This window comes from Erwinia sp. MYb375 (genome assembly GCF_037479175.1).
Lineage (GTDB): Bacteria > Pseudomonadota > Gammaproteobacteria > Enterobacterales > Enterobacteriaceae > Erwinia > Erwinia rhapontici.
Window position 1 is genome coordinate 120,233 of sequence record NZ_JBBGZS010000011.1, and the last position, 18,361, is coordinate 138,593.

General features: G+C 54.4%; 15 protein-coding genes and 2 pseudogenes. 16 read left to right on the plus strand and 1 reads right to left on the minus strand.

Annotated elements, in window-relative coordinates:
• Position 1: 1 nt before the first annotated feature.
• The 8 genes and pseudogenes from WH279_RS03015 (at position 2) to nei (ending at position 6,470) form a co-directional block, all read left to right on the plus strand.
• The gene (locus WH279_RS03015; RefSeq protein ID WP_167864133.1) at positions 2 to 745 is read left to right on the plus strand and encodes a type 2 GTP cyclohydrolase I; all 744 of its coding nucleotides are present in this window, start codon (positions 2 to 4) and stop codon (positions 743 to 745) included.
• 177 nt (positions 746 to 922) lie between these two features.
• Positions 923 to 1,579 carry a 5-oxoprolinase subunit PxpB gene (gene pxpB, locus WH279_RS03020; RefSeq protein WP_339454976.1) on the plus strand — a complete coding sequence of 219 codons (657 nt, stop codon included), beginning with the start codon at positions 923 to 925 and terminating at the stop codon, positions 1,577 to 1,579.
• Positions 1,573 to 2,511 (plus strand): 5-oxoprolinase subunit PxpC, encoded by a 939-nt coding sequence (gene pxpC, locus WH279_RS03025; protein ID WP_339454977.1) that lies wholly within the window; start codon positions 1,573 to 1,575, stop codon positions 2,509 to 2,511. The genes pxpB and pxpC overlap by 7 nt, the downstream gene beginning before the upstream one ends.
• Complete coding sequence (pxpA, locus tag WH279_RS03030) at positions 2,495 to 3,232, plus strand: 5-oxoprolinase subunit PxpA (RefSeq protein WP_339454978.1); 738 nt, start codon at positions 2,495 to 2,497, stop codon at positions 3,230 to 3,232. The genes pxpC and pxpA overlap by 17 nt, the downstream gene beginning before the upstream one ends.
• A 64-nt stretch (positions 3,233 to 3,296) precedes the next feature.
• Positions 3,297 to 4,025: a DUF969 domain-containing protein gene (locus tag WH279_RS03035; protein ID WP_339454979.1), complete on the plus strand. Its 729-nt coding sequence runs from the start codon at positions 3,297 to 3,299 to the stop codon at positions 4,023 to 4,025.
• Positions 4,025 to 5,014 (plus strand): DUF979 domain-containing protein, encoded by a 990-nt coding sequence (locus WH279_RS03040; RefSeq protein WP_159337432.1) that lies wholly within the window; start codon positions 4,025 to 4,027, stop codon positions 5,012 to 5,014. Before WH279_RS03035 ends, WH279_RS03040 begins: the two co-directional genes overlap by 1 nt.
• A 6-nt stretch (positions 5,015 to 5,020) precedes the next feature.
• Positions 5,021 to 5,662: pseudogene (pcp, locus tag WH279_RS03045) on the plus strand (pyroglutamyl-peptidase I).
• A 16-nt stretch (positions 5,663 to 5,678) separates the two neighbouring features.
• Positions 5,679 to 6,470 (plus strand): endonuclease VIII, encoded by a 792-nt coding sequence (gene nei / locus WH279_RS03050; RefSeq protein WP_339454980.1) that lies wholly within the window; start codon positions 5,679 to 5,681, stop codon positions 6,468 to 6,470.
• 69 nt (positions 6,471 to 6,539) lie between these two features.
• Here nei and WH279_RS03055 read toward each other — a convergent pair whose 3' ends face one another.
• Positions 6,540 to 7,823: a citrate synthase gene (locus tag WH279_RS03055; protein ID WP_200641577.1), complete on the minus strand. Its 1,284-nt coding sequence runs from the start codon at positions 7,821 to 7,823 to the stop codon at positions 6,540 to 6,542.
• A 633-nt stretch (positions 7,824 to 8,456) separates the two neighbouring features.
• On the opposite strand from WH279_RS03055, the gene sdhC reads away from it, so the two are divergent.
• The 8 genes and pseudogenes from sdhC (at position 8,457) to sucD (ending at position 18,099) form a co-directional block, all read left to right on the plus strand.
• Entirely contained in the window at positions 8,457 to 8,846 is a 390-nt protein-coding gene (gene sdhC / locus WH279_RS03060) for a succinate dehydrogenase cytochrome b556 subunit (protein WP_133845516.1), read from the plus strand.
• Positions 8,840 to 9,187, plus strand: a complete 348-nt coding sequence (sdhD, locus tag WH279_RS03065) for a succinate dehydrogenase membrane anchor subunit (protein ID WP_133845514.1) — start codon at positions 8,840 to 8,842, stop codon at positions 9,185 to 9,187. Before sdhC ends, sdhD begins: the two co-directional genes overlap by 7 nt.
• Positions 9,187 to 10,953, plus strand: a complete 1,767-nt coding sequence (sdhA, locus tag WH279_RS03070) for a succinate dehydrogenase flavoprotein subunit (protein ID WP_200641578.1) — start codon at positions 9,187 to 9,189, stop codon at positions 10,951 to 10,953. The genes sdhD and sdhA overlap by 1 nt, the downstream gene beginning before the upstream one ends.
• Before the next feature lie 17 nt (positions 10,954 to 10,970).
• Positions 10,971 to 11,687 (plus strand): annotated as a pseudogene (locus WH279_RS03075) (succinate dehydrogenase iron-sulfur subunit).
• Between the two features lie 232 nt (positions 11,688 to 11,919).
• Positions 11,920 to 14,727 (plus strand): 2-oxoglutarate dehydrogenase E1 component, encoded by a 2,808-nt coding sequence (sucA, locus tag WH279_RS03080; RefSeq protein WP_339454981.1) that lies wholly within the window; start codon positions 11,920 to 11,922, stop codon positions 14,725 to 14,727.
• A 13-nt stretch (positions 14,728 to 14,740) separates the two neighbouring features.
• Entirely contained in the window at positions 14,741 to 15,967 is a 1,227-nt protein-coding gene (gene odhB, locus WH279_RS03085) for a 2-oxoglutarate dehydrogenase complex dihydrolipoyllysine-residue succinyltransferase (protein ID WP_339454982.1), read from the plus strand.
• A 93-nt stretch (positions 15,968 to 16,060) separates the two neighbouring features.
• On the plus strand, positions 16,061 to 17,227 hold the full coding sequence (gene sucC / locus WH279_RS03090) for an ADP-forming succinate--CoA ligase subunit beta (protein WP_062748462.1): 1,167 nt from the start codon (positions 16,061 to 16,063) through the stop codon (positions 17,225 to 17,227).
• Positions 17,227 to 18,099, plus strand: coding sequence for a succinate--CoA ligase subunit alpha (gene sucD, locus WH279_RS03095; protein WP_062748464.1), 873 nt, complete (start codon positions 17,227 to 17,229; stop codon positions 18,097 to 18,099). Before sucC ends, sucD begins: the two co-directional genes overlap by 1 nt.
• Positions 18,100 to 18,361: the final 262 nt, after the last annotated feature.

Sequence of the window (18,361 nt, forward strand, 5' to 3'; positions counted from 1 at the left end):
TATGCTAAATACTGAACTCGAACAGCTGGTTAACCAGTTACTCAACAGCGCGGATTACAAAGACTATGCCCCGAACGGGTTGCAGGTTGAGGGACGCCGCGAGATTAAAAAAGTGATTACCGGTGTCACCGCCTGTCAGGCGCTGCTCGATGAGGCCGTGCGTCTGGAGGCCGATGCTGTGCTGGTGCATCACGGTTATTTCTGGAAAAGCGAAGCGCCAGCTATCAGGGGCATGAAACGTCAGCGCCTGAAAACGCTGCTGGCGAACGACATCAACCTGTTTGGCTGGCATCTGCCGCTGGACGGACACCCTTCAATCGGCAACAACGCTCAGCTTGCCAGGCTGTTTGGCATTGATGTGAAAGGTGAAATTGCCTTGCTGCTGCCCTGGGGTGAGCTGGTTGAGCCGGTCAGTGGGGAACAGTTTGCCCAACGTATCACGACGGTACTGGGCCGCGAGCCACTGCACTGTGGCGACAATGCACCCGCGCTTATCCGTCGCGTGGCCTGGTGCAGCGGTGGCGGTCAGGGCTATATCGATCAGGCCGCCGCTTTTGGCGTTGATGCGTTTATCAGCGGTGAAGCGTCTGAACAGACAATCCACAGCGCACGTGAGCAGGGCCTGCATTTCTTTGCTGCTGGCCACCATGCGACCGAACGTGACGGCATTAAAGCGCTGGGAGAGTGGCTGGCAAACGAGCACGGCCTGGACGTGACATTTATCGACATTCATAACCCTGTCTAGCCTTTCCAATCGTTCAGCGCGTTCTGATGGAATGCGCTGAAGGTTGACTCCGTTACAACAATTCCGCATAACTGTTTGTCATATCTGCAATTAACCAGGCTCACCCTCTTACTGGCCGTTCTGTTTTGCCATCGGAGTGAGTGGTTTTTCCCTTTTCTTATTTTCAGGAGGCGCCTTTTGCAACGAGCACGTTGTTATCTGTTAAGCGAACGCGCAGTCGTACTGGAGCTGGACCCGCCAATATCCCTCGCCAGCCAGCAACGCATCTGGGGCCTGACGCAGCGATTGCAGAATCGCCGGGAAGTGATCGAAGTGGTACCGGGCATGAACAACATCACCGTGATCCTCAGCGATCCACAACAGACCGCGCTGGATGCGATTGAGTGGTTACAGCAATGGTGGGAAGCCAGTGAATCACTGACGCTGGAATCACGGCTGATGGAAATCCCGGTGGTCTATGGCGGTGATTCAGGCCCGGATCTCAATGATGTTGCCCGCCACAGCGGCATGAGTGCCTCTGACGTGGTGGCCTGCCATGCCTCGGTGGACTACGTGGTCTATTTTATCGGTTTTCAACCCGGATTTCCGTACCTCGGTGGGTTAGATGAGCGGCTGCATACGCCACGGCGCGCCGAGCCACGTGTACAGGTTCCCGCCGGTTCGGTCGGGATCGGCGGCAGCCAGACCGGGGTTTATCCGTTGGCAGCACCGGGTGGATGGCAGCTGATTGGCCACACTAAAACGGCACTTTTTACCCCGGATACGCATCCTCCGGTGTTGCTGCGTCCCGGCGACCGCGTGCGCTTTGTGCCGCAAAAGGAGGGGGTATGTTAAAGATTATTCGTGCCGGTATGAGCACCAGCATTCAGGATGGCGGCCGTGTTGGCTGGCGAAAATACGGTATCAGTCTGGGCGGCGTGCTGGACCATCCGGCGATGCAAACCGCCAATATGCTGGTGGGTAATCCCCGCGACAGTGCGGTGCTGGAAATCACCCTGGGTCAGTTTTGTGCTGAATTTCAGCGCGATGGCTGGATAGCATTGGCGGGGGCAGGCTGTCACGCCGAACTGGATGGTAAAGCCGTCTGGACCGGCTGGCGCACCGAGGTGAAAAAAGGCCAGCGTTTAACGTTGAGTCTGCCACTGCGTGGGATGCGTAGCTATCTGGCTGTCAGCGGCGGTTACCGCGTTGATGAGCGGCTGGGATCGGACAGTACCGATTTGAAAGCCGGTTTCGGTGGTTTTGCCGGACGTAAGCTGGAAGACGGTGATATTTTGCCGCTGGGCGAACCGACACGCCAGTTCCACCAGCCGGCGGGGGTGCGTCAGTTGCTGTGGGGCAATCGGGTGCGTGCCATGCCAGGCCCGGAATATCATGAGTTCAGTGAAGACAGTCAGGAAGCGTTCTGGCGCACTGCCTGGCGGCTTAACCCACAGAGTAATCGTATGGGATATCGCTTACAGGGGCGGAAATTACAGCGTGATGCTACCCGTGACCTGCTCTCACACGGTCTGGTGCCTGGCGTGGTGCAAGTGCCACCTAATGGGCAACCCATTGTGCTGATGGCCGATGCCCAAACCACCGGGGGATATCCGCGTATTGCCTGCGTGATCGAAGCGGATCTTTATCATCTGGCGCAACTGCGTCTGGGAGAACCGATCCATTTTGTGCACTGTACTCTGTCCGATGCTCTGCATGCCAACAATGAGCAGCAGCGCTCACTGGATCAAATGGCCTGGGGGTTAGCAGATGAACGTCGATCTTAATGCCGATCTCGGGGAAGGGGCGGGGTGCGACCGCGAGCTGTTGCAACTGGTCTCTTCAGCCAATATTGCCTGTGGGTTCCATGCGGGTGATGCGCAAACTATGTTGCAGTCCGTACGCTGGGCACGGGAGTTCGGTGTCGCCATTGGTGCCCATCCCAGCTTTCCTGACCGTGAAAATTTCGGCCGTACGGCCATGCAACTTCCTGCAGAAACCGTTTATGCGCAGGTGGTGTACCAGGTTGGCGCGCTGAAAGCACTGACAGAAAGTGAAGGGGGCAGGCTGGTTCATGTTAAACCTCACGGGATGCTTTACAACCAGGCGGCCTGCGACCCGCAGCTGGCGGATGCGATTGCCGCAGCGGTTAACGCCGTTGATCCCGGACTGATGCTGGTTGGCCTGGCCAACAGCGAGCTGATTCGCGCAGGCGTGCGGCACGGATTAATCACCCGGCAGGAAGTGTTTGCCGACCGCGGTTATCAAACCGATGGCTCACTGGTTCCTCGTGACCAGCCCGGTGCGCTGGTGGACAGCAACGAGCAGGCGATTACCCAAACGCTGACGATGATTCAACAAGGGCAGGTTCAAAGCCTGAGTGGCGAATGGGTGAAGGTTCAGGCCGACACGGTGTGCCTGCACGGTGATGGCGCACACGCACTGGATTTTGCCCGACAGCTCCGGCAGGCATTCAGCCAGCAGCAGATTGCGGTGACCAGCGGCTAATACCGATTACTTATTATACGCCCTGACCACGGTTGGGGCGTTTTTTTCTGTTTCAGGAGTCAATATGGACGCTGCTGTTAATCTCTGGCCCCTTGCGGGGATCGCCGCCATTGTGGTGGGTTTTCTTTTACGGTTCAACCCGGTCATTGTGGTGGTGGTTGCCGGGCTGATCACGGGTCTGGCGGCACAGATGCCGATCGCCGATATTCTGGAAAAACTGGGTGCCGGGTTCCTTAATACCCGTAATTTGCCGTTTATTCTGTTACTTCCTCTGGCAATCATCGGGTTGTTGGAGCGCAACGGTTTGAAAGAGCGTGCCCAGGCATGGATTGCGCGCATTCGTAGCGCCACGGCGGGCAGATTGATGATTGTGTATCTGTTTGCACGTGAAATTACCGCAGCGCTGGGGCTGACCAGCCTCGGTGGGCATCCCCAAATGGTGCGTCCACTGCTGGCACCGATGGTGGAAGGTGCCGCTGAGAGCCGTTATGGCGAACTGCCTCCGGCGGTGCGCTACCGGCTTCGTGCCATGGCCGCCGCCACTGATAATGTCGGGCTGTTCTTTGGTGAGGATATTTTTGTCGCCTTTGGCGCGATTATCTTTATGCATAACTTTATGCAGGAGTCCGCGGGGATCCAGACCGAACCGTTGCATATTGCCCTGTGGGGGATCCCTACCGCGCTTTGTGCGTTTTTAATTCATGCAGTACGGTTGCATCGCCTCGATAAAACGCTGGCGAACGAATTGAGTAAGCTGAATGCCAGTGCGCTGCAACAGAAGGGGGAACGCTAATGTTCCAGCAAAATTATCTGTACTGGCTGGCGGGCAGCATCCTGCTGGTGGTGGCGCTGATGTCGTGGCGTGATAAAACCAATCCCCGCCGACTGACGACCGGGTTGTTTTGGGCGTTGTATGGCCTGGTGTTCTTTGTGGGGGAATGGGCCACGGATCTGGTGGGGGCGCGTGCTCTGCATATCAGTATTGGCGTGGGGGTTGTCGTGATGGCGCTGATTGCCGGTCTGGGGGGCGTTAAGCTCGGCAGTTACTCACAGCGTACCCCGGAACAGCGTATTGAACGGGCAGAGCGCCTGGGGAACCGCCTGTTTATGCCTGCGCTGATTATCCCGGTGGTTACCGTGATTGGGGTACTGATGTTCAACAATATTCCTGGTCTGCAGCAGACGGTCTTCGGGGCCGGGAATCATGCCACACTGGTTACGTTGTTCTCGATGTCGGTTGGCTGTCTGCTGGCATGGCTGCTGGCACTGAGGATGACGCGGGAATCCCCGGCACAGTCCTTACAGGAGGCCAGGCGCCTGCTGGACTCGATTGGCTGGGCATTTATCTTGCCGCAGATCCTGGCGACGTTAGGGCTGCTGTTCACCAGCGCGGGCGTGGGAACGGCGATTTCCCATCTGACAGAAAGTTATCTCGCCGTGGATAATCGCTTTATTGCGGTGGTGCTGTATGCGGGCGGGATGGCGTTGCTGACCATGGTGATGGGCAATGCCTTTGCGGCTTTCCCGATTGTGACGGCGGGCATCGGTATTCCCATTCTGGTGCTGCAACATCATGGTAATCCGGCCGTCATGGCGGCAATTGGGATGTTCTGTGGTTACTGCGGCACGCTGATGACACCGATGGCAGCAAACTTCAATATTGTGCCCGCCAGACTGCTGGAGTTGCCTGACCGTAACGCAGTGATCAAGGCACAGATTCCGACGGGCGTGCTACTGTTAATAGCCAATATCTTCCTGTTGTATTTCCTGATGTTTTTGTGAGGAACGATGAAAACGGTACTGATTACAGGTTTTGAGCCTTTTGAAGGCGCGCGTATCAACCCCTCGTGGGAAGCGGCCAGCCAGTTGAATGAACGGATGATCGGTGGTGTAAAAGTGGTTGCCAGACAGCTCCCCTGTGTTTTTGGCCATTCGCTGGAAGTACTGGAGCAGGCGATTGACGAGCTGGATCCGGTACTGGTGATTGCTGTGGCGCTGGCAGGGGGGCGCACGGATATCAGCGTTGAGCGGGTCGCAATAAATATTGATGATGCGCGCATAGCGGATAATGCGGGTAACCAACCGATTGATGAACCCATTATCGTCGCGGGGCCGGCGGCTTATTTTTAAACCTTGCCGATTAAAGCGATTGTCTCCGGCATTCGTGAGGCCGGTATCCCGGCATCGGTTTCCCAGACAGCGGGAACCTTTGTTTGTAATCATGTGATGTATGGCCTGTTGCATCGCCTGCGGCGGCGTAAAGCACGTGCCGGGCTGATTCATGTGCCCTGTTCGCCCGAGCAGGCGATTGGGCGCCCGGGAACACCGAGCATGTCTCTGGCTTCCGTGGTACTGGCGCTGGAAATGGCGATCAGTATTGCCTTGACGGTTGAGGAAGATATTCGCCTTGAAGGCGGCGCAACCCATTAATTCAGAGTGAGGATCTATGCCTGAGGGACCGGAAATCCGCCGAGCGGCAGATCAACTGGAAAAGGCAATACAAGGCAAGGTCTTGACCGATGTCTGGTTCGCATATCCGGCATTGCAAACGTATCAGCAGGCGCTGATCGGCGAACGTGTTGTCTCAATAGAAACCCGCGGGAAAGCCTTGCTGACCCATTTCTCTAATGGCCTGACGTTGTACAGCCATAATCAGTTGTACGGCGTCTGGCGGGTGGTGAAAACCGGGAGTGTGCCTGAAGGAAAACGCATTCTGCGTGTTCGTCTGGCTGCGGTAGACAAGACGCTACTGCTGTTCAGCGCATCGGAGATTGCGTTGCTGGATGCTGATGGGGTGGCCAGTCATCCGTTCCTGTTAAAGATCGGACCGGATGTCCTGGATATGTCGCTGACTGAAAAGACGGTGCGTGAGCGGCTGTTATCGCCGCGTTTTCGCCGCCGTCAGTTTAGCGGCCTGCTGCTGGATCAGGCTTTCCTGGCCGGGCTGGGTAATTATCTGCGCGTGGAGATCCTCTGGCAGGCGCAGTTGGCCGCACACCATAAAGCGGAATCGTTAAACGAAGCTCAGCTTGATGCGCTGGTCACCGCCTTACTGTCAGTCCCGCGCCTCTCTTATCAAACTCGCGGGCAGGCGGATGAGAACCATCATCATGGCGCACTGTTTCGTTTTAAGGTATTTCACCGGGCAGGGCAGGCATGTGAGCGCTGTGGCGGGACGATTGAGCGCACGATGCTGTCATCACGGCCATTTTACTGGTGTGCGGGATGCCAGAAATAAATCGGGGCGAGGCATGCCTCGCCCCTTAGGGTCATATCTGCAGGAGTCGGGCATGCCCGATCAGGAAGACTATTTCTTGAGGTTTGACGAGAAATCACGCTGATCGTAGCCAGTGTACAACTGACGTGGACGGGCGATTTTTACACCGTCGTCATGCATTTCTTTCCAGTGTGCAATCCAGCCCACGGTACGTGCCATCGCAAAGATAACTGTAAACATGGAAGATGGAATGCCCATCGCTTTCAGAATGATGCCTGAGTAGAAGTCGACGTTTGGATAGAGTTTACGCTCAATGAAGTATGGGTCGTTCAGTGCGATGTGTTCCAGCTCCATCGCCACTTCCAGCAGGTCATCTTTCATGCCCAGCTCTTTCAACACTTCATGGCACGTTTCACGCATGACGGTGGCACGCGGATCGTAGTTCTTGTAAACGCGGTGGCCGAAGCCCATCAGACGGAACGAATCGTTTTTGTCTTTTGCGCGGCGCAGGAATTCAGGAATGTGCTCAACGGTGCTGATTTCTTCCAGCATGCGCAGACACGCTTCGTTGGCACCGCCGTGCGCGGGTCCCCAAAGGGAAGCGATACCTGCAGCGATACAGGCAAACGGGTTGGCGCCAGACGAACCGGCGGTACGCACGGTTGAGGTCGATGCGTTCTGCTCATGGTCGGCGTGCAGGATCAGAATGCGGTCCATGGCGCGTTCCAGCACCGGGTTCACCACATAGTCTTCACACGGCGTGGAAAACATCATGTGCAGGAAGTTGCCGGCATAGGACAAGTCGTTGCGTGGATAAGCAAACGGCTGACCGATAGAATATTTGTAACACATTGCCGCCATGGTTGGCATTTTAGACAGCAAACGGAACGCAGCGATTTCACGATGGCGCTCAATGTTGACGTCCATAGCATCATGATAAAATGCCGCCAGCGCACCCGTAACACCACACATGACTGCCATCGGATGTGAGTCACGGCGGAAGCCACGGAACAGATGGTGAATCTGCTCATGCAACATCGTATGGCGCGTCACAGTAATTTTGAATTCTTCAAACTCTTTCTCGGTTGGCGCTTCACCATTCAGCAGGATGTAACACACTTCCAGGTAGTTTGAGTGCAACGCTAACTGATCAATCGGGAAACCACGGTGCAGCAGAATGCCTTCATCACCGTCGATGTAGGTAATTTTAGATTCGCAGGATGCAGTAGAAGTAAAGCCGGGGTCAAAGGTGAAGTACCCTTTGGAACCCAGATTCCGGACATCGATTTCTTCCTGACCCAATGTACCTTTCAGTACATCGAGAACGATAGGATCTTCGCCATCCAGGGTTAGTGTTGCTTTTTTATCAGCCATTTACAGTCTCCTTAGCGCCGTATTTTAGGGATCTTTATCACCAGGAAAGTCATATTCCCCAGCCTTGTGTCTGGCGCAGAAGGTCATCATCTCTGTGGCATCTTTTTGCGTGCAGGGTACAGAGTGACGGGCGCGTGCTGGCCGGGATGACATATTACTGATGCGTAGCATGGTTGTATAAAGACCCGATCTGGTAATGACTTACGTTATTGTCAAAACCTGATGCTTTATGGGTAATCCCAACCAATGTTACATAACTTGTGCTTAGGGGAAAGTGTATCCCCATAACTTTTGTGCATCATAGAACTTTTATTCGTCCGTTTGTAACAAGAATGTTGAACTTTTGTCAAATCAGATAATTAAAATTGTATCAATTATGAAAATCGTGAGAGTGATCACTGTTCCGCTGAAATGTTCCCAAAGAGTTTGTAGGGGAATTGTAATGAGAATGTGATCCACCTATACTGCCGCCAGGTCTCCGGATTTCCCCTGCAGTAGGAGCCACCCAGCGTTTCATACGCGTCGTTTTTGACACTGGACGTTGTAGTTTTGGTGCCTGGCGCGAATGGTCAACTTAGATAACGCTGTCTGACCCCCCTTCAGGACCGGAGGAAGCAAAATAAGAAAAGCTGTGTGGGCAAAACCGTGAAAAAACAAAGACCTGTCAACTTGGATCTCACTACGATCCGGTTTCCCTTAACCGCAATTGCGTCCATTCTCCACCGCGTGTCCGGCGTGATCACCTTTGTGTCGATCGGGATTCTGCTCTGGTTACTGGGTCTGTCTCTCTCTTCTCCCGAAGGCTTCCTTCAGGCTTCTGCCGTCATGGATAGCTTTATTGCCAAATTCATCATGTGGGGCATCTTAACCGCACTGGCGTACCATATCGCTGGCGGCATTCGCCATATGATGATGGACTTTGGTTTCCTTGGTGAAACCTTAGAAACGGGTAAGTTTTCCGCGCAAATTGCATTCGGTATCACTGTCGTGCTCTCAATCCTGGCTGGAGTCCTCGTATGGTAAGCAATGCTTCTGCACTGGGTCGCAACGGCATTCATGACTGGCTGCTGCTACGTGCTGCCGCCATGGTTATGACCCTCTATGTGCTATATATCCTCGGCTTTATCGTGATGTCAGGGACCCTGACCTATGACATCTGGCGTGGCTTTTTTGCCTCAAACTTCACGAAAGTCTTCACCCTTCTGACGCTGTTCTCCATTCTGGTGCATGGCTGGATTGGGATGTGGCAGGTACTGACTGACTACATTAAGCCACTGGCGCTGCGCATGATGCTGCAACTGGTGATTGTGGTAGCCCTGTTGGTGTATGCAATTTATGGAACCGTTGTTGTGTGGGGTGCGTGATGAGTTTGCCAGTCAGAGAATTTGATGCCGTCGTTATCGGCGCCGGCGGTGCAGGTATGCGCGCCGCCTTACAGATTTCCCAATCGGGCCAGACCTGTGCCCTGTTGTCCAAAGTTTTCCCAACCCGTTCCCATACCGTGTCTGCACAAGGCGGTATTACCGTTGCGCTGGGTAATACCCATGAAGACAACTGGGAATGGCATATGTATGACACGGTCAAAGGTTCCGACTATATCGGTGACCAGGACGCGATTGAATATATGTGTAAAACCGGCCCGGAAGCGATTCTTGAGCTGGAACATATGGGCCTGCCATTCTCCCGTTTGGATGATGGTCGTATTTATCAGCGTCCGTTTGGTGGTCAGTCGAAAAACTTCGGCGGTGAGCAGGCGGCACGAACGGCTGCAGCCGCTGACCGTACCGGCCACGCATTGTTGCATACGCTGTATCAACAAAACCTGAAAAACCACACCACTATCTTTTCCGAATGGTATGCGTTGGACCTGGTGAAAAACGCCGATGGTGCCATTGTCGGCTGTACTGCGCTGAACATTGAAGATGGTGAAGTGGTGTACTTCAAAGCGCGTGCCACCGTGCTGGCGACCGGCGGTGCCGGACGTATTTACCAGTCTACAACCAATGCGCATATCAACACCGGTGACGGCGTAGGTATGGCATTGCGTGCCGGTGTGCCAGTGCAGGATATGGAAATGTGGCAGTTCCACCCGACGGGTATTGCGGGTGCGGGTGTGCTGGTGACCGAAGGCTGCCGTGGTGAAGGCGGATATCTGCTGAATAAACATGGCGAACGCTTTATGGAGCGTTATGCTCCAAATGCGAAAGACCTGGCGGGTCGTGACGTGGTAGCACGTTCTATCATGATCGAAATCCGTGAAGGCCGTGGCTGTGAGGGGCCGTGGGGACCACACGCTAAACTGAAGCTGGATCACCTGGGTAAAGAGGTGCTGGAAGCGCGTTTGCCGGGCATCCTTGAGCTGTCGCGGACCTTTGCCCACGTTGATCCGGTGAAAGAACCGATCCCGGTCATCCCAACCTGTCACTATATGATGGGGGGAATTCCAACGCGCGTGAGCGGTCAGGCACTGACGGTGAACGAGAAGGGCGAAGATGTTCTGGTCCCGGGTCTGTTTGCGGTGGGTGAAATTGCCTGCGTATCCGTCCACGGTGCTAACCGCCTTGGCGGCAACTCGTTGCTGGACCTGGTGGTGTTTGGCCGTGCTGCTGGTGTGCATCTGCAGGAATCCATTGCCGAGCAGGGTGAGCTTCGCGAAGCTACGGAAGAAGAAATTGACGCTTCTCTTGCCCGACTGAACCGCTGGAATAACAACGTCACGGGTGAAGACCCGGCAGATCTGCGTAAAGCGTTGCAGGCCTGTATGCAGAATAACTTCTCGGTCTTCCGTGAAGGAGATGCGATGGCGCGTGGTCTGGAAGAGTTGAAAGTGTTGCGTGAGCGTCTGAAGAATGCCCGTCTGGATGACCGTTCCAGTGACTTCAATACCCAGCGTGTTGAGTGCCTGGAGCTGGATAACCTGATGGAGACGGCCTACGCCACAGCGGTATCAGCCAACTATCGTACGGAAAGCCGTGGGGCACACAGCCGCTTCGACTATCCTGAACGTGACGATGCAAACTGGTTATGTCACAGCGTGTATCTGCCGCTGACTGAAAGCATGACGCGCCGTGAAGTGAACATGCAGCCGAAACTGCGTGCGGCCTTCCCGCCGAAAGCACGTACATACTAGTTTGCGGAGATAACACCATGAGACTCGAATTTTCCATCTATCGTTACAATCCGGATGTCGATGATGCTCCGCGTATGCAGTAATACACGCTGGAGTCAGAAGACGGCCGTGACATGATGTTGCTTGACGCGCTGATGCGTCTGAAAGAGAAAGACCCGACGTTAGCCTTTCGCCGCTCTTGCCGTGAAGGGGTGTGTGGCTCTGACGGTCTCAATATGAACGGTAAAAATGGCCTTGCCTGCATTACCCCCGTTTCTGCGCTGGGTAATGGTAAACAGAAAATTGTGATCCGCCCGCTGCCCGGTTTACCGGTGATTCGCGATTTGGTGGTGGACATGGGGCAATTCTATGCTCAGTATGAGAAGATTAAGCCTTACCTGTTGAATAATGGGCAAAAACCGCCAGCAAGGGAGCATCTCCAGGAACCGGAACAGCGTGAAAAACTGGATGGTCTGTACGAATGTATTCTTTGCGCCTGTTGCTCCACCTCATGCCCGTCATTCTGGTGGAACCCGGACAAATTTATCGGTCCGGCAGGTTTGTTGGCGGCATATCGCTTCCTGATTGATAGCCGTGACACCGAAACGGATGCACGTCTGGATAATCTGAACGATGCTTTCAGTGTATTCCGCTGTCACAGTATTATGAACTGTGTGAGCGTATGTCCGAAAGGGCTAAACCCAACGCGTGCTATCGGCCATATTAAGTCGATGCTGTTGCAGCGGGGCGCTTAACACTGACGAACCGGGAGCCTGCGGGTTCCCGGCGTTTTACCAGGTCATCTTTGTAAGGTGTTTTCGGCAGAGTAATGTTGTCGGAAACCCTTTGCAAAGGTTCCCTTACGGGCCGGTCGCTCGTATCGAAGAACCGTACCACGGTAAGCCGTTAACGCGGCGCGGGACTTGCAAAGGTTCCATTAACCAACCACGGCGAAAAAAAAAGCACAAATATGCTTAAGGGATCACAATGCAGAACAGCGCGATGAAACCCTGGCTGGACTCCTCCTGGCTGGCCGGCGCGAACCAGTCCTACATAGAGCAGCTCTATGAGGACTTTTTAACCGATCCTGACTCTGTCGATGTGGCCTGGAAGTCTCTTTTCCAGCAGCTTCCTGGAACTGGGGTTAGACCTGAGCAATTTCACTCCACCACCCGCGAGTATTTCCGCCGTCTGGCGAAAGATGCTTCGCGCTACACCGCCTCCGTCAGCGATCCTGAAACCAATGCTAAACAGGTTAAGGTACTGCAACTGATCAACGCCTTCCGTTTCCGCGGACATCAGCAAGCAAACCTCGACCCGTTAGGCCTGTGGAAGCAGGAAGCTGTACCGGATCTTGACCCAGCCTATCATGGTCTGAGCGAAGCCGATTTCCAGGAAAGTTTCAATGTCGGTTCCTTTGCCATTGGTAAAGAGACACTGAAGCTGGCGGATCTGTTTGCGGCACTGCAGCAAACCTATTGCGGTTCGATCGGTGCGGAATATATGCACATGACCAACACCGAAGAAAAACGCTGGATCCAACAGCGTCTGGAATCGGTGGTGGGGCAGGCATCTTACTCTGTCGAAGAGAAAAAGGGCTTCCTCAAGCAGCTGACTGCAGCAGAAGGTCTGGAGCGCTATCTGGGAGCAAAATTCCCGGGTGCTAAACGCTTCTCACTGGAAGGCGGTGACGCGCTGGTGCCGATGCTGAATGAGATGATTCGTCATGCCGGTAAGAGCGGTACGCGCGAAGTGGTGCTGGGTATGGCACACCGCGGCCGTCTGAACGTGCTGATCAACGTGCTGGGCAAAAAGCCACAGGACCTGTTCGACGAATTCTCTGGTAAGCATAAAGAGCATCTTGGCACGGGTGACGTGAAGTACCATATGGGCTTCTCATCGGATGTGGAAACTGAAGGCGGCATGGTTCACCTGGCGCTAGCGTTTAACCCGTCACATCTTGAGATCGTCAGCCCGGTTGTCATGGGATCGGTACGCGCCCGTCTTGACCGTCTTGATGAACCTGCCAGCAATAAAGTCTTACCTATCACTATTCATGGTGATGCTGCCGTTATCGGGCAGGGTGTGGTGCAGGAAACCCTGAACATGTCGCAGGCCAGGGGTTACGAAGTGGGCGGTACAGTACGTATCGTGATCAACAACCAGATTGGTTTCACCACCTCGAATCCTAAAGATGCACGTTCAACTCAGTACTGTACTGATATTGGTAAAATGGTGCTGGCCCCGATCTTCCACGTCAATGCGGATGACCCGGAAGCGGTTGCCTTTGTCACCCGTCTGGCGTTGGATTTCCGTAACACCTTTAAACGCGACGTGTTTATTGACCTGGTCTGTTATCGCCGTCATGGCCATAACGAAGCGGATGAGCCAAGCGCCACGCAGCCTGTGATGTACCAGAAGATCAAGAAACATCCAACGCCGCGTAAACTCTATGCTGACAAGCTGGAAGTCGAAAAGGTCGCCAGCCTGGAAGATGCCACGGAAATGGTCAACCTGTACCGTGATGCACTGGATGCCGGTGAGTGCGTGGTACCGGAATGGCGCCCAATGAGCCTGCACTCCTTTACGTGGTCGCCGTATCTGAACCACGACTGGGATGAAGGCTACCCGGAATCTATCGAACTGAAGCGTTTGCAGGCACTGGCAAAACGTATCAGCACGGTACCGGAATCTGTTGAAATGCAGTCCCGTGTGGCGAAGATCTACAACGATCGCGCTGAAATGGCGGCCGGTAACAAACCGTTCGACTGGGGTGCAGCAGAAAACCTCGCCTATGCCACGCTGGTTGATGAAGGCATTCCCTGCCGTCTGTCCGGTGAGGATATGGGGCGCGGCACCTTCTTCCACCGTCATGCGGTGATCCATAACCAGGCAAATGGCTCAACCTATACCCCGTTGCAGCATGTGCATAACGGGCAGGGCATCTTCAAAGTATGGGACTCCGTGCTGTCTGAAGAAGCCGTGCTGGCGTTTGAATATGGCTACGCCACCGCAGAACCACGTACCCTCACCATCTGGGAAGCGCAGTTCGGTGACTTCGCCAATGGTGCGCAGGTCGTGATTGATCAGTTCATTAGCTCCGGCGAGCAGAAATGGGGCCGTATGTGTGGCCTGGTGATGCTTCTGCCACATGGCTATGAAGGTCAGGGCCCTGAGCACTCCTCAGCGCGCCTGGAGCGCTATCTGCAGCTTTGTGCAGAACAGAACATGCAGGTTTGCGTGCCGTCTACGCCAGCGCAGGTTTACCACATGCTGCGTCGTCAGGCGCTGCGCGGTATGCGCCGTCCGCTGGTGGTGATGTCACCGAAGTCACTGTTACGTCATCCGCAGGCGGTATCTTCACTGGAAGAGTTGGCCAGCGGTGCGTTCCTGCCTGCCATTGGTGAAATCGACAATCTCGACCCTAAAGGCGTCAAACGTGTCGTACTGTGTTCCGGTAAGGTGTATTACGACCTGCTGGATAAACGTCGTAAGAATGAGCAAACCGACGTCGCTATCGTGCGTATTGAGCAGCTTTATCCGTTCCCACACAAAGCGGTGCAGGATGTGTTGCAGCAGTATTCTCACGTGCATGATTTTGTCTGGTGTCAGGAAGAGCCACTGAACCAGGGTGCATGGTATTGCAGTCAGCATCACTTCCGCGAAGTCGTGCCGTTTGGGGCTTCATTACGTTATGCCGGTCGTCCTGCATCTGCATCACCGGCAGTTGGCTATATGTCCGTTCACCAGCAGCAGCAGCAAGATCTGGTTAATGACGCGCTGAACGTTGAATAATTAAGGAAAAAGAATGAGTAGCGTAGATATCGTTGTTCCTGACCTGCCTGAATCCGTGGCAGATGCCACTGTAGCAACCTGGCATAAAAAACCTGGCGACAGCGTCAAACGTGACGAAGTGCTGGTAGAAATTGAAACTGATAAAGTGATTCTGGAAGTCCCGGCTTCAACCGATGGGGTGCTGGAAGCGATCCTTGAAGAGGAAGGCGCAACCGTCGTTTCTCGTCAGGCGCTGGGCCGTCTGAAAGAAGGCAACAGTGGCGGTAAGGAGACCTCAGCGAAATCGGAATCTAAAGAATCGACGCCTGCGCAGCGCCAGACGGCTTCGCTTGAAGAAGAAAGCAACGATGCACTCAGCCCGGCCATTCGCCGTCTGATTGCCGAGCATAGCCTTGACCCCGCTGCTATCAAAGGCAGCGGTGTGGGTGGACGTATCTCCCGTGAAGATGTGGAAAAACATCTGGCAAATGCCCCGGCGAAAGCTGCTGAAGCGAAAGCGGCACCTGCTGCTACCGCCGCACCGGCTGCTTCTCTGGGCAACCGCAGCGAGAAGCGTGTGCCAATGACGCGCCTGCGCAAGCGTGTGGCTGAACGTCTGCTGGAAGCGAAAAACAGCACGGCAATGCTGACCACGTTCAACGAAGTCAACATGCAGCCAATCATGGCACTGCGTAAGCAGTATGGTGATGCCTTCGAAAAACGTCACGGTGTGCGTCTGGGCTTTATGTCCTTCTACATCAAAGCCGTTGTTGAAGCGTTGAAACGCTATCCGGAAGTGAATGCGTCCATCGATGGTGAAGAAGTGGTGTATCACAACTACTTCGACGTCAGCATTGCGGTTTCCACACCGCGCGGCCTGGTGACTCCGGTGCTGAAAGATGTTGATGCATTAAGCATGGCTGACATTGAGAAGAAAATTAAAGAGCTGGCAGTGAAAGGGCGCGACGGCAAGTTGACCGTTGACGAACTGACTGGCGGTAACTTCACCATTACTAACGGGGGTGTTTTCGGTTCCCTGATGTCTACCCCGATCATCAACCCGCCGCAGAGCGCGATCCTGGGTATGCATGCCATTAAAGATCGCCCAATGGCGGTGAATGGCCAGGTCGTTATCCAGCCAATGATGTATCTGGCACTCTCTTACGATCATCGTCTGATCGATGGCCGCGAATCAGTGGGCTATCTGGTGGCGATTAAAGAGCTGCTGGAAGATCCGGCGCGTCTGCTGCTGGATGTCTAAACCCTGGGGTACGGCAGTGTACTGTCGTACCCAACCCTATGTGTAGCCGCTTCTGGCGGCTAAATCTTTTCAGACCTGAATGGATAGAACATCATGAACTTACACGAATATCAGGCAAAACAGTTGTTTGCACGGTACGGTTTACCGGCACCAACCGGTTATGCCTGCACCACGCCACGTGAAGCAGAAGAAGCCGCCTCTAAGATTGGTGCCGGCCCGTGGGTAGTGAAATGTCAGGTTCATGCCGGTGGCCGCGGTAAAGCGGGCGGTGTGAAAGTGGTTAACAGTAAAGAAGAGATCCGTGCTTTCGCTGAAAACTGGCTGGGTAAACGTCTGGTGACCTACCAGACTGACGCACATGGCCAGCCGGTTAACCAGATTCTGGTGGAATCCGCGACCGATATCGACCAGGAACTGTACCTGGGCGCAGTCGTTGACCGTGGCACCCGTCGCGTGGTGTTTATGGCGTCAACCGAAGGCGGCGTGGAAATTGAGAAAGTGGCGGAAGAAACCCCGCACCTGATTCACAAAATGGCGCTGGATCCCCTCACCGGGCCACAGCCTTATCAGGGCCGTGAGCTGGCGTTTAAACTGGGTCTGACTGGTAAGCAGGTTGGTCAGTTCACCAAGATCTTTATGGGTTTGGCAACGCTGTTCCTGGAGCGTGATCTGGCGCTGGTTGAGATCAACCCGCTGGTGATCACCAAGCAGGGCGACCTGGTTTGCCTGGATGGTAAGCTGACGGCCGACGGCAACGCCTTGTTCCGTCAGCCAGAGCTGCGCGAAATGCGCGACCCAAGCCAGGAAGACTCGCGCGAAGCACATGCGGCGCAGTGGGAACTCAACTATGTGGCGCTGGAAGGTAACATCGGCTGTATGGTCAACGGTGCGGGTCTGGCGATGGGTACGATGGACATCGTAAAACTGAGCGGTGGCCAGCCAGCTAACTTCCTTGATGTTGGTGGCGGTGCGACCAAAGAGCGCGTGACCGAAGCCTTTAAAATTATCCTGTCAGATGATGCCGTCAAAGCGGTCTTCGTTAACATCTTCGGCGGTATCGTTCGCTGCGACCTGATTGCTGACGGCATTATCGGTGCGGTGGAAGAAGTGGGTGTAAACGTGCCGGTGGTGGTGCGTCTGGAAGGGAATAATGCCGAGTTGGGTGCCAAAAAACTGGCTGACAGCGGCCTGAATATTATTGCAGCAACCAGCCTGAGCGATGCGGCGCACCGTGTTGTTGCCGCAGCGGAGGGTAAATAATGTCTATTCTGATTGATAAAAACACCAAAGTTATCTGCCAGGGCTTCACCGGTGGTCAGGGGACTTTCCACTCCGAGCAGGCGTTAGCCTACGGTACGCAGCTGGTTGGCGGTGTGACGCCGGGCAAAGGCGGCACTGAGCATCTGGGTCTGCCAGTATTTAACACTGTACGCGAAGCGGTAGAAGCAACAGGTGCGACAGCATCTGTGATCTATGTTCCGGCTCCGTTCTGCAAAGACGGCATCCTGGAAGCGATTGAAGCGGGCATTAAGCTTATTATCACCATTACTGAAGGCATTCCAACGCTGGATATGCTGACCGTTAAAGTGAAGCTGGATGAAGCCGGTGTGCGTATGATCGGTCCAAACTGCCCGGGTGTCATCACCCCAGGCGCCTGCAAGATCGGCATCATGCCTGGCCATATTCACCAGCCAGGCCGCATTGGCATCGTGTCCCGTTCAGGTACGCTGACCTATGAAGCCGTGAAGCAGACTACAGACATCGGTTACGGCCAGTCTACTTGCGTCGGTATCGGCGGTGACCCAATCCCAGGCTCTAACTTCATCGACATCCTGAAACTGTTCCAGGATGATCCGCAGACCGAAGCCATCGTCATGATTGGTGAAATCGGCGGTAGCGCTGAAGAAGAAGCCGCGGCGTTTATCAAAGAGTACGTGACCAAGCCAGTTGTCGGTTACATCGCCGGTGTGACCGCACCGAAGGGCAAACGTATGGGCCATGCGGGCGCCATCATTGCCGGCGGTAAAGGCACAGCAGACGAGAAGTTTGCTGCACTGGAAGCGGCTGGCGTGAAAACCGTCCGTAGCCTGGCTGACATCGGCGAGGCCGTGAAAGCGGTATTGCCACAGTAACAGCATCAGAATGCAAAAACAGAGGCCACCTTAGAGTGGCCTTTTTCATCTTCATCTGCCACACTTTTTCCACTATGAGCATTAATGTTAAATGGTGATGAAATACTGAGTGTTTTATTTAACGTTAAATTCCCAGGCTATTACCCTTCTATTTTAACCTTCCCTCTATTAATGCATACAAACACTTAACAAACGCCTTCCGCTACCACAGTCTGTGAGACGTGGATCTTAATTTAGATCAATAAAAGCAGACTTATTTATT

Excerpts from the sequence above, each read along its gene's own strand:
- nei (WP_339454980.1), top strand. The coding sequence starts at position 5,679 with ATGCCTGAGGGACCGGAAATCCGCCGAGCGGCAGATCAACTGGAAAAG.
- sdhA (WP_200641578.1), top strand. The coding sequence starts at position 9,187 with ATGAGTTTGCCAGTCAGAGAATTTGATGCCGTCGTTATCGGCGCCGGC.
- sdhD (WP_133845514.1), top strand. The coding sequence starts at position 8,840 with ATGGTAAGCAATGCTTCTGCACTGGGTCGCAACGGCATTCATGACTGG.
- sucC (WP_062748462.1), top strand. The coding sequence starts at position 16,061 with ATGAACTTACACGAATATCAGGCAAAACAGTTGTTTGCACGGTACGGT.
- sucD (WP_062748464.1), top strand. The coding sequence starts at position 17,227 with ATGTCTATTCTGATTGATAAAAACACCAAAGTTATCTGCCAGGGCTTC.
- WH279_RS03035 (WP_339454979.1), top strand. The coding sequence starts at position 3,297 with ATGGACGCTGCTGTTAATCTCTGGCCCCTTGCGGGGATCGCCGCCATT.
- WH279_RS03055 (WP_200641577.1), bottom strand. The coding sequence starts at position 7,823 with ATGGCTGATAAAAAAGCAACACTAACCCTGGATGGCGAAGATCCTATC.
- pxpA (WP_339454978.1), top strand. The coding sequence starts at position 2,495 with ATGAACGTCGATCTTAATGCCGATCTCGGGGAAGGGGCGGGGTGCGAC.
- odhB (WP_339454982.1), top strand. The coding sequence starts at position 14,741 with ATGAGTAGCGTAGATATCGTTGTTCCTGACCTGCCTGAATCCGTGGCA.
- sucA (WP_339454981.1), top strand. The coding sequence starts at position 11,920 with ATGCAGAACAGCGCGATGAAACCCTGGCTGGACTCCTCCTGGCTGGCC.
- WH279_RS03040 (WP_159337432.1), top strand. The coding sequence starts at position 4,025 with ATGTTCCAGCAAAATTATCTGTACTGGCTGGCGGGCAGCATCCTGCTG.
- pxpC (WP_339454977.1), top strand. The coding sequence starts at position 1,573 with ATGTTAAAGATTATTCGTGCCGGTATGAGCACCAGCATTCAGGATGGC.
- WH279_RS03015 (WP_167864133.1), top strand. The coding sequence starts at position 2 with ATGCTAAATACTGAACTCGAACAGCTGGTTAACCAGTTACTCAACAGC.